This window comes from Labrenzia sp. ATLA3 (assembly GCF_057180185.1).
On record NZ_JBXUKV010000001.1, the window covers coordinates 771,145 to 786,881 of the forward strand.

At 60.4% G+C, this 15,737-nt stretch carries 14 protein-coding genes; all 14 read right to left on the reverse strand.

The annotated features are described in order from the left end of the window. Positions 1–145: 145 nt before the first annotated feature. The 14 genes from AC2A6O_RS03465 to AC2A6O_RS03530 all read right to left on the reverse strand — a co-directional run bounded on the left by AC2A6O_RS03465 (position 146) and on the right by AC2A6O_RS03530 (position 15,717). Positions 146–1,135, reverse strand: a complete 990-nt coding sequence (locus AC2A6O_RS03465) for a LacI family DNA-binding transcriptional regulator (protein WP_498925738.1) — start codon at positions 1,133–1,135, stop codon at positions 146–148. An 80-nt stretch (positions 1,136–1,215) separates the two neighbouring features. Then, positions 1,216–2,142, reverse strand: a complete 927-nt coding sequence (gene rbsK / locus AC2A6O_RS03470) for a ribokinase (RefSeq protein WP_498925739.1) — start codon at positions 2,140–2,142, stop codon at positions 1,216–1,218. Next, the gene (gene rbsD, locus AC2A6O_RS03475; protein WP_148584436.1) at positions 2,139–2,549 is read right to left on the reverse strand and encodes a D-ribose pyranase; all 411 of its coding nucleotides are present in this window, start codon (positions 2,547–2,549) and stop codon (positions 2,139–2,141) included. The genes rbsK and rbsD overlap by 4 nt, the downstream gene beginning before the upstream one ends. Further along, positions 2,546–3,544 (reverse strand): ABC transporter permease, encoded by a 999-nt coding sequence (locus tag AC2A6O_RS03480; protein WP_148584437.1) that lies wholly within the window; start codon positions 3,542–3,544, stop codon positions 2,546–2,548. Before AC2A6O_RS03480 ends, rbsD begins: the two co-directional genes overlap by 4 nt. Next, on the reverse strand, positions 3,541–5,109 hold the full coding sequence (locus AC2A6O_RS03485; protein WP_498925740.1) for a sugar ABC transporter ATP-binding protein: 1,569 nt from the start codon (positions 5,107–5,109) through the stop codon (positions 3,541–3,543). The genes AC2A6O_RS03480 and AC2A6O_RS03485 overlap by 4 nt, the downstream gene beginning before the upstream one ends. Before the next feature lie 77 nt (positions 5,110–5,186). Continuing rightward, positions 5,187–6,107 (reverse strand): sugar ABC transporter substrate-binding protein, encoded by a 921-nt coding sequence (locus AC2A6O_RS03490; protein ID WP_148584439.1) that lies wholly within the window; start codon positions 6,105–6,107, stop codon positions 5,187–5,189. A gap of 527 nt (positions 6,108–6,634) precedes the next feature. After that, positions 6,635–7,024, reverse strand: a complete 390-nt coding sequence (locus tag AC2A6O_RS03495; RefSeq protein WP_498925741.1) for a GFA family protein — start codon at positions 7,022–7,024, stop codon at positions 6,635–6,637. Between the two features lie 84 nt (positions 7,025–7,108). After that, entirely contained in the window at positions 7,109–7,849 is a 741-nt protein-coding gene (locus tag AC2A6O_RS03500; protein ID WP_498925742.1) for an SDR family oxidoreductase, read from the reverse strand. Positions 7,850–7,974: 125 nt separating this feature from the next. After that, positions 7,975–9,429: an aldehyde dehydrogenase family protein gene (locus tag AC2A6O_RS03505; protein WP_498925743.1), complete on the reverse strand. Its 1,455-nt coding sequence runs from the start codon at positions 9,427–9,429 to the stop codon at positions 7,975–7,977. 11 nt (positions 9,430–9,440) lie between these two features. Next, the gene (locus tag AC2A6O_RS03510) at positions 9,441–11,045 is read right to left on the reverse strand and encodes an ABC transporter ATP-binding protein (RefSeq protein WP_498925744.1); all 1,605 of its coding nucleotides are present in this window, start codon (positions 11,043–11,045) and stop codon (positions 9,441–9,443) included. Further along, on the reverse strand, positions 11,042–11,872 hold the full coding sequence (locus AC2A6O_RS03515; RefSeq protein WP_498925745.1) for an ABC transporter permease: 831 nt from the start codon (positions 11,870–11,872) through the stop codon (positions 11,042–11,044). Before AC2A6O_RS03515 ends, AC2A6O_RS03510 begins: the two co-directional genes overlap by 4 nt. Then, positions 11,872–12,819, reverse strand: coding sequence for an ABC transporter permease (locus tag AC2A6O_RS03520; protein ID WP_498925746.1), 948 nt, complete (start codon positions 12,817–12,819; stop codon positions 11,872–11,874). Before AC2A6O_RS03520 ends, AC2A6O_RS03515 begins: the two co-directional genes overlap by 1 nt. 101 nt (positions 12,820–12,920) lie before the next feature. Further along, complete coding sequence (locus tag AC2A6O_RS03525) at positions 12,921–14,405, reverse strand: ABC transporter substrate-binding protein (protein ID WP_498925747.1); 1,485 nt, start codon at positions 14,403–14,405, stop codon at positions 12,921–12,923. Further along, positions 14,392–15,717: an acetylornithine deacetylase/succinyl-diaminopimelate desuccinylase family protein gene (locus AC2A6O_RS03530; protein WP_498925748.1), complete on the reverse strand. Its 1,326-nt coding sequence runs from the start codon at positions 15,715–15,717 to the stop codon at positions 14,392–14,394. Before AC2A6O_RS03530 ends, AC2A6O_RS03525 begins: the two co-directional genes overlap by 14 nt. Positions 15,718–15,737 lie beyond the last annotated feature (20 nt).

Genomic DNA, 15,737 nt, shown 5'->3' on the forward strand with positions numbered 1-15,737 from the left:
CTCCCCTGCTGTGTTATGCTTCAGCGAACCACAGGGAGATTTTTATTTCAAGCCTAAAATTTCAAGCTTGAAACAAATGCCGATAGAGCTCTGCCAATTGGTTATCATGCCTTGTGGACGCAGGTTGGCAACACTCAGTCTCGTATCAGGAAGAAGAGACTGTCCCCGTCGATTCCCGCACCACGATCTCCCCTGCAATCGCCTCGTCGGCCGCAGCTTCCCTTGCAAAGATCCGTTCAACCGCAGACCCTGCCAGCCGTTCGATTGGCTGACGCAAGGTGGTGAGACGCGGGACAACGAGAGCCGCGAGCGCAATATCATCGAAGCCGGTGACGGACAGATCCGCCGGAATGGCGATCTTCAGGTCGCGCGCACAACGCAGAACGCCGATGGCCTGCTGGTCGCTGGCGGCGGCGATGGCGGTGGGGCGTGTCTCCCTTGAGGGGTCCTTCAGGATTTCCCGGCCGATGTCCTCACCGCTGTCGTAGTCGAAATGGCCTTCGTGAACGGTGAGCGTGATTGGATCGTCTGGCGTCGACAAAGCCTTGATCCGGGCAACGAAACCTTCCTGCCGCTGGCGGGCAACCTCCATGGATTGCGGGCCGGCGATATAGGCGATGCGGCGATGCCCCAGGCCAACCAGGTGGTCGGCAATCCTGGCCGAACCGTCGAAATGATCGGTCGCGACCAGCGGATAGGGTCCGAACCGGCGGTCGAGCGAGACGATCGGAACATCGGCCTTGTGTGTCTGGCCGCCGTCGGAGGTCGCCACGACGATGACCCCGCACACGGCCCTGTCGAGCAGTGCCGCAATCTGTGTCTGCTCGGCGTCCGCATCATCGTGGGAGTTCGCCAGCATCACCGAGTGCCCCCGTTTGGCGGCCTCCATTTCAATGTTCTTGGCGAGCTGGGAAAAGAACGGATTGGTGATATCCGGCACCACAAGGCCGATCACGTCGATGCTGTTGGTGCGCAGTGCCCTTGCGGCAAGGTTGGGTTTGTAGTCCAACTCCTGCATTGCCGCGAGCACACGTTCCTTCAGCGGTTGCTTGACGGATTCATTCTTGGACAGAACGCGCGAGACAGTACCAACCGACACACCGGCTTTGCGTGCGACGTCTTTGATTGTTGGCATGTTTTGCGTGTCTCCCCGCGCCCCAGGCGATGCCTACCTTGAACCACTCCTCGATGACAGGATCAAGCATTTGAATTCATTCAGGCGATGCGCTGAACGGGGAATGCCTCCAGCTCGTCCAGACGTGGCAGGGATGCGGCGGCTCCCTTGCGGGTGGTCGCCAGGGCTGCCGCCTGCATGGCGAACGCAATCGCTTCTTCAATCGGCTTTTTCATGGCGATCCGCGCCGCGAATGCGCCATTGAAACAATCCCCGGCGGCAACCGTATCGATGCTGTGCACCTTTGGGGCCGGCAAGGCACCGGCGCTGCCGTCGATGGACCAGGCCACACCGTCCGCTCCCATCGTGACGATGGCGCCGCGCAGACCAATGGTCCGCAGGGCATCGGCTGCCTCTCGTGCATCTGCCAGTGTTCGAGGTTCCGTTCCCAGCAGACCACCGGCCTCGCCCGCATTTGGCGTCAGAATGTCGAACGCGGTCAGCACCTCTGCAGACCAGGCAGGCTCGGGGGCCGGTGCCGGATCCATGATCACCAGCGCACCGGCCTGGTGCGCCAGCCGCGCAGCTGCCAGCGACGTTTCCAGGCCGATTTCATTCTGAAGCAGCAGAACACGGCTTTGACCCAGGATATCTGCATGTTTAGACACAGTATCGGGCGACAACCGGCCGTTGGCACCTGCGGAAAGCCGGATCATGTTCTGCCCATCCGGGCCAACATCGATGAAGGCGAGGCCAGTTGCGGTGTCCGGCAATTCCTCCAGCAGGGTCATAACCCCTTCGGGCCTCAAAGCTGCGGCAGCTTCCGCCCCAAAACCATCTTTGCCGACGGCCCCGATGAAATTCACATTCGCACCCAGCCGGGCGGCAGCGACAGCCTGATTTGCCCCCTTCCCGCCCAGTGACGTGACGGTTTCGCGAACGGAAATGGTCTCTCCGATCCTTGGCCAGCGGTCGAGATAGCTGGTGAGATCGATATTGATGCTGCCGACAACGGTAACGGACGTCAAAACGCTACTCCGCTGATGAGAATGATGTTGGCGTAGGGGGTAACCTCGCCAGTGCGGATCACGGCCCTGGCCTTTTGCGTCCGCTGTTTGAACGCTTCGTGCGACAGCCTTGAAACGGCGATCTCCTTGCCCGTTTCCGACGCCCAGAAGTCTACCTCGCGCTGCATCAGCGACGACAGGTCGTCAGAGGCTTCCTCAGCCCAGACGGCCCCCTCGATGACGAGTTCGGATTGCAGCGCGGCGAGCAGCTCACGGAAGGTTGGCACGCCCGGCGTGATGGCAAGGTCGATGACGTCCACACCGGCAGGCACAGGCAAGCCTGCATCGGCGACCACGATTTCATCCATATGCCCGAGAGAGGCGACAAGCGCACTCAGGTGGCGGTTCAGCAGGGCTGTGCGTTTCATTTGGCGGTGTACTTTGCACGGTAGTAGTCGAGGATAACAGCAACGATAATGACGACGCCGGTGATCATCTGGCGCATGAAGTCGCTGAGGCCGATCAGGATGAGACCATTGGCGAGAACACCGATGATAAAGGCGCCGAGCAGCGTGCCGATGACCGATCCCCGTCCGCCGCTGAGGCTGGTACCGCCGATGATGACCGCTGCGATGGCGTTGAGTTCAAAACCGATGCCGGCAATCGGGCTGGCGATGTTGAGACGCGCCATATAGACCACGGCCGCGATTCCGGCCGTCAGTCCGCAGATGGTGAAGGCCGCGATCTTGTAGCGGGCCACCGAATGACCGGCCAGCCGGACGGCTTCCTCGTTGTTGCCGATGCCGTAGATCAGGCGGCCGAAGACCGTGAAATTCAGCACGAACCAGGCAATGAAGACCAGAACCAACGCCACCAGGAACACCACCGGCACGCCGTAGATCATGGCGGACCCGAATTCCTCGAAGGCAAAGGGGAAGGAATAGATGGTCTGCGCCTCGGACACCTGCAGCGCCGCGCCACGGGCAATGTTCAGCATGCCGAGCGTGATGATGAAGGACGGCAGCGACCAGTAGGCACTGATGGCACCGTTGAGAAAGCCGCAGAAGACACCTGTCAGCGTGGCCGCGACAATGGCAAGCGCAATGGCTTCCGCCGGTCCGAAGCCGGGCAAGGTAATCGCCTTGCCGGCCACAACGGCAGCAAATGCCATCACAGACCCGACGGACAGATCGATACCGCCAATCAGGATGACGAAGGTCATGCCGACGGCCAGCACCAGATTGATGGTGATCTGGGTCAGGATGTTGGTGATGTTGTTTGGCGTCAGAAAGTGCTCGGTGAAGAGCGAGAAAAAGACGATCAGCGCCAGCAGAGCCAGACCGATACCGGCATTGTGCAGCACCGTCCGGATGGAGAACTTCGGTGCCGCAGCAGCCGTTTCACTCAAGGTTTCGGTTGTCATCTATCGTTTTCCCCGGCGCCCGGCGTTTGCCCATAGGCCAGTTTCAGGATGTTTTCTTCTGAGAAGTCGGGGCGTTTCACTTCGCCCTGGATCTCGTGTTCGGCAAGCACCAGAATGCGGTCAGCCAGCGTCATCAGCTCCGGCATTTCCGAAGAGACCACAAGCAGGGCCACGCCTTCGCGCGCCAGGTCCTTCAGAATGGCGTAGATTTCCGCCTTGGCGCCAACGTCGACACCGCGTGTGGGCTCGTCGAGCAGCAGAACCTTCGGATTGCGCGCCAGCCATTTGGCCAGAACAACCTTCTGCTGGTTGCCGCCGGACAGGCTCGACGCGGGGTCCGAAGTGCGGCCGTACTTGAGGGTCAGCCGGGCTGCGCCTGCAATGGCCTGGCGCGTTTCTTCGGCCAGTTTCAAGAGCCCCGAACGGGAAACGGATCCCATATTGGCCAGCGAGATATTCGCGGCAATGGGCATACCCAGAATGAGACCTTCATCCTTGCGGTCTTCCGTGACAAATCCAATCCCGGCCGCGATGGCATCGCGCGGGCCTTTGAAACGAACTTCCGTACCATCGCGAAAGATCTTTCCGGACCGGGGCGGATCAATGCCGAAGATGCCGCGCAGGATTTCCGTTCGTCCGGCGCCGACAAGTCCGGAAATTCCGACAATCTCGCCGTAGCGCAAATCAAGCGAAATTCCCGAGTTTCCGGGATTTGCGGAGGTCACAAGGTTTTCCAGCCGCAGCGCGCTTGCGCCCACAACGTGGCCCTCGGGGTGCTCATGCTGCTCGGCGGCCAGTTTGCGCCCCACCATCCGCTGAACGACACCTTCCGGCGTGGTCTCGCTGATGAGATCGGTCGCAATGGTCTTGCCGTTTCGGAACACCGTGACACGGTCGCAGATGGCAAAGACTTCATCGAGATGGTGCGAGACGAAGACCACCGTGACCCCGTCCGCCTTGATGCCGGCGACGATGTCGAACAGACGTTTGGTCTCGCGTTCCGTCAGGGTCGCGGTCGGTTCGTCCAGGATCAGGATCCGGCTTTTCGACTGCAGTGCCCGCGCGATTTCGACAAGTTGGCGATGGGCAATTCCAAGCGCGCTCACCGGCGCGGTAACGTCCACATCCGTCAGGCCGATTGCGTCCAGGGCCTTGCGGGCACGCCGGTTCATTTCCTTGCGGTCCAGAAGACCAAAGCTGTTCTTCGGCAATTGCTCGATGGAGATGTTTTCGGCGATGGAGAGATGTTCCAGCAGGTTGAATTCCTGATGAACCACCTGCACGCCATGATCCTTGGCATCATGCGGGCTCGAAGGACGATAAGGCTCGCCCGCCAGGACAATCTGCCCCGCATCGTAGGGAAACACGCCGGAAAGGATCTTGATGAGGGTCGATTTGCCCGCGCCGTTTTCCCCAACGAGCGCATGAACCTCGCCTTCGTCCAGGGAAAAGCTAACTCCGTCCAGCGCCTTGACGCCACCGAAGTGCTTCTTCAGACCCTCGACCGTCAGGAAAGCGCGGTCCGGTGCAGCAGCGGGCGCTGCGGCAAGCGATGCTGCTGCCATGATGCGTCCAGTCGTTCTTTAATGGATAAACAGCTCCCGCCCTGAAGCTGACCGGGCGGGAGCCTTCTTGAGACTGCTTACTTCACAGTCACCAATTCAATCGGGGTCTTGACCCAACCTTGCAGCGGTTCACCGGTCGAAACCACGTCGAGCGCCATATCGATGGCGTTGGCCGCCATTTCGGTGCCGAACTGGTCGACGGTTGCCAGCATCCTGCCGTCTTCGATCATCGGGCCGACAGCGGGAATGTTGTCGAAACCGACCACTTCGATGTCGGTGCGACCGGCGCTTTCCAGTGCCTTCACGACACCGATGGCCATGGAGTCATTGGCTGCCATGACGCCCTGGATGTCGGGATGAGCTGTCAGCATTGTGGCGAACACCTGGTTGGCTTCTTCGGTTTCCCAATGCGCGGTCCGGCTGTCGAGAAGGTCGAGCTTGTATTCGGCAACGGAATCCTCAAAGCCCAGACGGCGCTGGGTGGCGTTGTCCGCACCCGGGTTGCCCTCGATGATGACGACCTTGCCGCCCTCACCCAGCTTCTTGCCCAGTGCATCGCCTGCAAGCTTGGCGCCGCCCCGGTTGTCCGGACCGACGAAGGCCAGCTCGACGCCCTGCTGCTTCTTGGCTTCCTCATCAAGCGCCACGTCGAAGTTGACCACGACGATACCGGCTTCCATCGCCTTTTTCAGTGGACGGACCATGGCACGGCTATCAGCCGGAGCGACCACAATGGCGTCGACATCCTGGGTGATGAAATTTTCGACCGCGTTGATCTGAGATTCAAAGTCGGTCTCGTTCTGCATGCCGACGGCCTTGAGTTCGTAGTCGCCACGGCGCTTCTGGTGCTCTTCGGCACCTACCATCATGTTCTGAAAGAACTCGTTGGCCAACGATTTCATGATCAGACCAACCACCGGCTTTTCGTCAGCGAGAGCGGTTCCACCAAGCAAAGCGAGGCCTGTCGCCGCCGCAGCAGCGATTTTCAATAACTTCATGATTTTCCTCCCAAAAAGGCTGCACCTCTCACGCCATTCCAAGGGCGCTATCAGGTTCGATAATTGAAAGCACGGCCAAATTGGGACGTCAATATGAAACGTTTCATTTTTTTGAATGCATTCATTTCATACGTAGAAATCACGAGCGATTTCAGCAACTTTCACCTGAAATTAAACGTGAGAAAAATTTGTTCGACAGGGTTCAGAAGCGAGGCCAGGAAGGTCGAATCCGCTCACCTTCATCACTCCGGACCAGAAAAACGTTGCCGGTCGCCCAAACATATATCGGTAATCAGCGGGCCCGAAATCTTGCCGGCATCGCCGTTCCGGCAGCTGGCTCTCGGGACAAGCGCAGCACTGATCCAGAGGTCAGATCACTCTCAAACTCGCATTGAGCCCCGGTTTGATCGCGCCAACACCTCTTGAAAACGCGACTGCTCCGGAAATGAGGAGACCTAGGATCTTGTGACGGGCTACCGGCTGGAAACCCGAGGGGTGCGCGGACGTCACTGGGCTAGCCGCGCGCCCTACTCCTCGCGGCCCTCATTTTCCCGGTCCCGTTCGTAGTGCGCGGAAAGCGGAAACTCCGGCAACCAGGTTTCGCGGCGGATGGTCCAGAGTTCGTAGGTTGGCTTCAACTGGTCGGGTGCATCGAGCGCGCCAAGATGCACCTCGGTTTCATCGCCCGTTTGCGAGAAAACGGACGACCCGCACCGCGGACAGAAGGACCGCCTCTGGTACTCGCCCGTTTCCCCCTCGTGACTTACAGCGTCCTGCGGAAAGACGGCTGAGGCATGGAACAATGCCCCGTGATGCTTGCGGCAGTCGAGACAGTGGCACAGGCCGACCCGGTAGGGATCGCCTTCCGCCACGAACCTGACATTCCCGCACAGGCAGCCACCGGTGTATCGCTTCATCTTCGCCGTCTCCTCAGCCGTCTCATCGTCGCGTAGTCTGTCCAGACCTGTCTGATACGTGACTCTGCCAAGGCTGATCAATGCTCAGATGCAGCGCCCGCCGTCGACTTCCATCGCGACGCCCGTGATCATGCCTGCCTCGTCCGAGCACAGGAAACAGGCCGCGTTGCCCATGTCTTCCGGCGTGGAAAAGCGGCCGATGGGAATGGTAGACAGGAACTTGGCACGCATTTCGGGCGTGTCTTCCCCCATGAAGCTTTTCAGCAGCGGCGTTTCACCGGCCACCGGGCAGATTGCATTCACCCGCACACCCGAAGGGGCCAGTTCCACGGCCATTGTCTTCGTCGCGGTGATCATCCATCCCTTGGAGGCGTTGTACCAGTTGAGCCGAGGACGCGGGCTGAGGCCTGCGGTGGAGGCCACATTCAGGATCGCGCCCTTGCCGGCTTCCGTCATGGCCGGGACGAAGTGCTTCGCCGTCAGATAGACCGATTTGCAATTGACTGCCATGACCCGGTCGAATTCTTCTTCCGTGACCTCCTGCATCGGCTTGGGGAGATGCGTGATGCCCGCATTGTTGACCAGAATGTCGACGCTGCCGAGCAGAGACGAGGCAACGTCAGCCATGTGGCTGACACTGTCATTGCTGGAGACGTCCGCCTTGATGGCCAGGCCGCCGACTTCGGAGGCAATTTCCTCGGCAAGCTCCAGGTTCAGGTCGGCGACCATCACCTTGGCGCCTTCTGCAGCGAACTTGCGCACGATACCAGCGCCAAAGCCCGAGGCCCCGCCAGTGACAATCGCCTTCTTTCCTTCAAGTCTCATGCAAACCTCCCGATCTTGGTTCCATGCTCTCCGGCGTCATCCCGGCCAAACGAAGCGCGAGCCGGGATCGGGGAGCTACATTTCATCGTTCTTTTGCCGCACAACAAAGCGGAGCATCCCGGCTCCTACCCGTGAAACGCCGCCACGGTCTTCAGAGTGGTGAAGCCGTAGAGGGCCTCAAAGCCTTTTTCCCGGCCGTGACCGGATTTGCCCATGCCCCCGAACGGCAGCTCGACACCGCCACCGGCGCCGTAATTGTTGATGAAGACCTGGCCTGTGCGGATCTTTTTGGCGAGCCGCATCTGGCGCGCTCCGTCGCGGGTCCAAAGGCTCGCGACCAGGCCGTAGTCCGTGCCATTGGCAATGGCGATGGCTTCGTCCTCGTCGTCAAAGGGAATGATCACCTGCACCGGACCGAAGATCTCGTCCCGGGCCAGCACGTGGCCGGGTGAAACGCCGGCAAATAGGGTCGGGCAGACATAGTTGCCGCCGTCAGGTGCATCCTGCAGCACACCTTCTGCCACCTTTTGAAGATCCGCACCCCGGTCCAGAAAGCTGGAAACGATGCCCTTCTGCTTTGACGAGATCAGCGGCCCAACGTCGAGATCGTTCAGCGCTGGTCCAACCTTCAGGGAACCGTAACGAGCCGCCATGCGTTCGGTAACCTGATCAACGACAGACCTTTGCACCAGAATGCGCGAGGACGCCGAGCAGGTCTGGCCCGCGTTCTGGATGCCCGCGTTGACCAGAAACGGCAGGGCTGCGTCCAGATCGGCATCTTCGAACACAAGCTGAGGCGACTTGCCGCCGAGCTCCAGTGTGACCGGCACAACATTTTTGGCTGCTGCCGTCTGCACCTGAACACCGGTTGCGACCGATCCGGTGAAGGAAATGTGGTGAACGCGGGGATGAGCTGTCAGAGCTGCACCGGCTTCGGACCCGAGCCCCGGAACCACGTTCAACGCCCCCTCTGGCAAACCGGCCTGACGGGCAAGATCCGCAAAGGCGAGTGCCGTCAGGCAGGCGTCTTCCGCCGGTTTCAAAACGCACGCGTTTCCTGTTGCCAGGGCAGCGCCGACAGATCGGCCGATGATCTGCATCGGGTAGTTCCACGGCACGATATGTCCCGTCACGCCATGCGGTTCGCGCAAGGTGTAAACCGTGTAGCCATCGAGATAGGGAATGGTTTCGCCATGGAGCTTGTCGGCGGCGCCGCCATAAAATTCCAGATACCGGGCAAGCGCCACGGCATCGGCGCGGGCCTGTTTCAGCGGCTTGCCGACGTCGATGGACTCGATCCGAGCCAGATGGTCGACCTTTTCCAGTACCAGCTCACGCAGGCGAAACAGGAACCGACCGCGCTCGGCAGCGTTTGTCCGGCCCCACTCTCCTGCCATGGCAGCTTCCGCCGCCGCGACCGCCGCATCAATGTCCGCCGCTCCGCCGCGGGCAATGGCCCCGATGCGTGCTCCGGTCGATGGATCGTTCAGCGGCAGTTCGCCTCCTCCCGCAGGGGCCACCCATTTTCCGCCGATCAGGCACTTGGCCGGATCGAACCAAAGGTCCAGGTGCTGGGTCATGGGCTTCTCCCTCAAGCGATACCGGCCGGCAGAACCGGCGCGGCGGCAACAAGTTGTTGTGTGTATGGGTGGTTGGGCTGGTCAAAGACGGTGTTGGTCGGACCTTCCTCAACGATCTTGCCCGATTTCATCACCAGCACCCGATCCGTGATCGAGCGGACCACGCTGAGATCGTGGCTGATGAAGAGGTAGGTCAGGCCGAACCTGTCGGCCAGATCCGCCAGAAGATCGAGCACCTGGGCACGGACAGATACATCAAGCGCCGACACCGCTTCATCCAGAATGATCAGGTCCGGCCTGATGATCAGCGCGCGTGCAATTGCGATGCGCTGGCGCTGGCCGCCGGAAAATTCGTGAATGTACTTGTTGGCATCGGCCGCGCTCAGGCCAACGCTTTCAAGAGCTTCCGCAACGGCCCTGTCGCGCTCGGCACCACGCGGTGGATTTGACATGAGATGGAACGGTTCGGTGATCAACCGCTCCACCTTCCAACGCGGATTGAAGCTGCCATAGGGGTCCTGAAACACCACCTGCATGCGCCGGCGCACGATCTGATTTGCATGGTGATGGGTGAAGACCGGCAGACCATCGAACAGGATCTCGCCGCCCTGCACCTCCTCAAGGCCGAGGATCGCCCGCGTAAGCGTCGATTTTCCGCAACCGGATTCGCCGACAAGACCAAGGCTTTCGCCTTTGCGGATCTCGAAGCTGACCCCGTCAACGGCGCGAAACTGCGTGGTCTTGCCCCACCAGCCGTGCGTGTGCCCGGTATAATCGCGCACGACATCACAAACCTGCAGCAGCGGCTGCTCCAGCATTTCGTGGCTGCGGTCCGGCACGTGGGCCGAAGCTTCCAGCAGCGCGCGCGAATAAGGGTGTTGCAGATTGCCGAAAAGCGCTTTTGCCGGGCCGCTTTCCACCACCTCCCCCTGGCGCATTATAACCAGATCGTCGGCAAGGTCGGCCACGACGGCGAGATCATGGCTGATCAGCATCAGGCCCATGCCGTCCTCGGCGACAAGACGCTTCAGAAGATCCAGGATCTGCGCCTGGGTGGTGACATCCAGCGCCGTGGTTGGTTCATCGGCAATCAGGAGTTTGGGCCTGAGCGCAATCGCCATGGCGATGACCACTCTCTGCCGCTGACCGCCGGAGAGTTCATGCGGATACCGGCTGAGCGGGAACCGCTCCTGCGGCAGCTCCGCCCGATGCAAGGCATCGGCTGCTCGCGCCATCGCTTCGGCTTTGGAAACGCGCTCGTGGATCAGGATCGTCTCCTCAACCTGAGCGCCGATGGTCTTCAGCGGGTTGAGCGCGGTCATCGGCTCCTGAAAGACCATGCCAACATCCCGCCCGCGCAGGCCACACATTTCGGCTTCGCTCAGCGAGAGGATGTCCTTGCCCAACAGGGTGATTGACCCATTGCAAGTCGAACCGCCGGGCAACAGTTGCAGCACGGAAAAGGCCGTGATCGACTTGCCAGATCCGCTCTCGCCGATCACGCCCAGAATGCGCCCCGGTGCCACGTCCATGGAGACGTCTTTGAGGATCGGCAGACCATGAATGGAAAGCGACAGGTCCCGGATGGAAAGGAGGCCGGTTTCGGAGAGGGTCATGTCCGGGCTCTCCTGAGTTTCGGGTCGAGACTGTCGCGCAGGCCGTCGCCCAGCAGGTTCAGCCCGAGCACGGTCATCAGGATGGCAAGGCCCGGGAACAGCGCCAGATGGGGCGCAAGCGATATCATCGTCTGGCTGTCAGCCAGCATTCGGCCCCAGCTTGCCGTGGGAGGCTGTGCACCGAGACCCACGTAGCTCAGACCTGCCTCGGCCAGAATGCCGAGCGAAAACTGGATCGTGCCCTGAACGATCAGAAGATTGGCGACATTCGGAAGGATGTGTTCCACCGAGATGCGCGCCGAGCCCTTGCCTGCCACCCGGGCTGCCAGAATGTACTCCCGGTTCCAAAGTGACAGCGCGGCGCCCCGCGTCAGGCGAGCAAAGACCGGGATGTTGAAGATGCCGATGGCGATGATGGCGTTGAGTGCCGATGCCCCGAAGACGGCGGTGATCATGACCGCAATGAGAAGGCTTGGGAACGCAAACACCAGATCATTGGCGCGCATGATGATCTCGTCCATCAGGCCGCCTTTTCTGGCAGCAGCAGCCAGACCAAGCGGCACGCCGACGGCCATGCCGATGCCGACGGCCACCAGCGCGACGGCGATGGAGGTTCGGGCGCCGACCATGATCATGCTGAGAATGTCGCGGCCGAACTGATCGGTGCCAAAGGGATGGAGCCAGCTTGGCGGCTTCATTCGGTTGGCGATGTCCACCACCGTCGTGTCGTATGGCACCCACACAAGACTGATCAGCGCTGCGAGCGTGAACAGCAGCGTCAACACGGCACCTGGAAGCAGGGTTCTACTGCGGAACAGGAGGGCCATCAACGACGCCTCCTCAATCTCGGATCGACCCAGGCATACGTCATGTCGACAGCGAAGTTGACTACGATGACCGCAAAGACCAGCAGCATCACGACACTCTCGACCACGATAATATCGCGCGCGCTGATTGACTGAAAGACCAGTCTGCCAAGGCCTGGCAGGAAGAAGACGTTTTCGATGATGATGGCGCCTGCCAGCAGGAAGGAGAATTGCAGCCCGAGGATCGTCAGCACCGGAATGAGCGCATTGCGCACAGCATGGCGCCAGAGCGCTTGTCCCTTGCTCAGCCCCTTGGCCCGGGCGGTACGGATGAAATCCTCCCCGAGCGTGTCGAGCAAGCTGGAGCGCATGACACGTGTCAGGATGCTCGCCTGTGGCAGCGCGAGCGCAATCGCCGGCAAGGTAAGTGCTTTCAGGGCAACGAAGAAGCCTGCGTCCCACCCCGGAAAACCGCCGGCGGAAAACCAGCGCAGATTGATGGCAAAGACCAGCACCATCAGCATCGCAAACCAGAAATTGGGAATGGCAATGCCGAGCTGCGTGACACCCATGACGGCGCCATCGGCATGGGAGCCTCGGCGAGAGGCGGCCCAGATGCCGGCCGGAAAGGCGATCAACGTGCTTAGAACCAATGCATAGAGCGCCAGCGGCAAGGACACCCACAGCCGGTCGGCGATCATGCCGGCAACCGGCGTGCGATAGGTGTAGGACGTTCCGAAATCGCCGACCAGAAGTCCACCTGCCCAGGCTGTGTAGCGCTCGAGAATGCTGCCGCCGAGGCCCAACTCCTGGCGCAGCGCGGCCAGTGTGTCTTCCTGGGCGTTGAGGCCAAGCATGTAGGACGCCGGGTCCCCCGGCACCACTTCCAGAGCCAGGAAGATCACCACCGACGCAGCCACGAGGCTGAGCCCGAGGGACAGAAGGCGTTTCAGGAAATATTGCAGCATAAACGCGTCGCGTGCCTATCGGCAGTCAGGTACCGGCAAAAGGAATGGAGGGATGAAAGATGCCCGCACGTGGGGTGCGAGCATCCGCTTTGCAGTATGGGTCAGTCTTCCCAGTAGACCGCTGTCAGGTCCGTCGCCTGGGTCGGCTGGTTTTCCCAGAGCCCCTTGATCTTGGCATCGGCGACAGTCGGGAATGCGAGCTGGAACAGGTAGGTGTTGACGTAATCCTTGGAGATCATCTCCTGGGCCTGTTTCAGAAGATCGGAACGTTTGGCCGGATCGTTCTCCGCCGTCAGATCGGCAAAGAGTTTCTGAAAGTCCGCATTGTCATACTGGAAATAGTAGTCCGGACGGGCATAGATGCCGATGTCCATCGGCTCGGTATGGCTGACGATCGTCAGGCCGTAATCCTTGCCCTTGAAGACCTGCTCCAGCCACTGCGCCCATTCCAGATTGGTGATCTCGGTTTCAATGCCGACGGCACGGAGCTGTGCGGCGATGATCTCCCCTCCCCGGCGGGCGTAGGAAGGCGGCGGCAGCTTCAGCGTGGTGGTGAAGCCATCGGCATAACCGGCTTCGGCCAGAAGTTTCTTGGAAAGTTCGGGGTCGTACTGGCTGTTGTCCGTCAGATCGACATAGTCGGGATTATGCGGCGCGAAATGGGTACCAATCGGTGTGCCGTAGCCGAACATCGCACCATCGATGATTGACTGCCGGTCAATTGCATGGGCAATCGCTTCGCGCACCTTGACGTTGTCGAGCGGCGGCAGCTTGTTGTTGGCGGCAAGAATGGTCTCGCCTTCGGTAGAGCCAACCAGCACCTGAAAGCGGGGATCGGCCTCGAATTGCGGCAGGTTTTCCGGCGCCGGGAAACCGACGAAAGCATTGACGTCTTCCGCCATCACGGCAGCGAAGGCAGCCGTCGGATCAGAAATGAACTTGAAGGTGACCTTGTCGAGCTTGGCCGGCTCACCCCAGTAGTCTGCATTCTTTTCCAGATCGATGCGGTCGCCCTGCACCCAGTCGGTGAACTTGAAAGCACCCGTGCCGATTGGCTTGCTCTTGATATCGGCAATGGATTCCGGCGCGACGATAACCGCATCGCCCCAGGCCATATTGAACAGGAAATTTCCGTTCGGTTCCTTGAGCGTCACCTTCACAGTGAGCGGATCGACCACTTCGACGCTTTCGATGCCGGTGAACAACGCCTTCTGGGCGTTCTGGCTGTCATCGGCCCGTGCGCGGTCCAGGCTGAACTTGACGTCGTCTGCCGTCAGATCCGAACCATCGTGAAACTTCACGCCCTCATGCAGCTTGAAAGTGTAGGTTTTGCCGTCCTCGGAAATCTCCCAGCTTTCGGCAAGACCCGGATTGACCGAGCCATCCGGACCGAAGCGGGTCAGCCCTTCGAAGACGTTGGAATAAAGAACGGAATCAATCGCGCCTGCAGCGGCACCAGTCGGGTCCAGATGCGGTGGTTCCAGTTGCATGGCGACCACGATATCGCTCTTCGCATGGGCCATTCCCACGCTCGCGACCAACGCCAGGGCGCTGACCAGACCCAATCCAAACTTACGCAAACGCATGACTTCCCCCTTTATTGAGGCCGCTTTCGCAAGGCCTTGCCAAAAGCTCGATCAGCGAACGGCCCATCACCTTCGCAGAATCGAGCATGTCATCCACTCCCACATATTCGTCCGGTTTATGTGCCAGATCCAGAATGCCCGGGCCATAGGCGATGCAATTTTTCAGTTTACCGATACGGTCGATGTGCTTCTGGTCGTATGTGCCCGGACTGACGACATATTCCGCTTCGCGGCCCATGGTCTCGGCAATCGCCTTCGCGACGGTCCGCACGACGGGCGCATCCTTTTCCGTCATGGTGGGCAGCACCCTGTGCAATTCGCGCAGGTCGTAGCGGAACTTGTCACGCTGCCCTTCAACCGTTTTCAGCACTTCCAGAACTTCCGCCTGCACGTCGTCGATGTTTTCCTCCAGCAGAAAGCGGCGGTCGATCACCATGCGGCAACTGTCCGGCACGCAGGGGCTCGGAAGGCCGGTGAAATCTGCTTCGCCTTCCGACTGTCCGCCATGGATGGAATTGATGTTGAGCGTCGACTGCTTGGCCCCCTCCGGCACCACCGGCATTTCAGTGCGCTTTTGCGCGAGCGCCGGAAACAGGCTCTGCTCCATTTCGTCGATGACCGCGCCCATGTGCCGGACAGCGCAATCGCCCAGGAATGGCATCGAGCCATGGGCGATTTCACCGAAGGTTTCAAGCTCTGCCCACCAGACCCCTCTGTGACCAAGGCAGATACGGTCCTTGTTGAGCGGTTCGGGAATGATGACATGCTGGACCCGGTCCGGGCTGAAGTAGCCCTTGCCTGCGAGGTAGGCGACGCCGCCGTAACCACCCGATTCCTCGTCCGCCGTGCCGCTGATCTCGATGGCCCCGGCAAAATCCGGACAGACGGCCAGAAAAGCCTCGGCTGCGACGATGCTGGCGGCAAGACCACCCTTCATGTCACAGGCGCCCCGGCCATAGATCTTGCCGTCGATAAGTTCTCCGCCGAAGGGATCTTTCGTCCATCCGTGGCCGACATCGACCACATCGATATGACTGTTGAAATGCACGCAGTCACCCGGGCTGTCGCCATCGCGGCGCGCGACGATGTTCCAGCGCGGATATCTGTCGCTGTCACCGGGTGTGCCGTGGGCCCGGATCAGCTCGATATCGAAACCGGATCTGGACAGACGCTTTTGCAGATAGTCGCAGATTTCGCGGTAGTTCTCGCCGGGCGGATTGAGCGTGGGGATGCGCAGAAGGTCCTGTGTGAGCGCGATCAGATCTTCGCGTCTTCCGTCGATCTCACGGATCAGGTCGTCTGCAAGCGCCATCCCGTCTCAGCCTCCCGTTG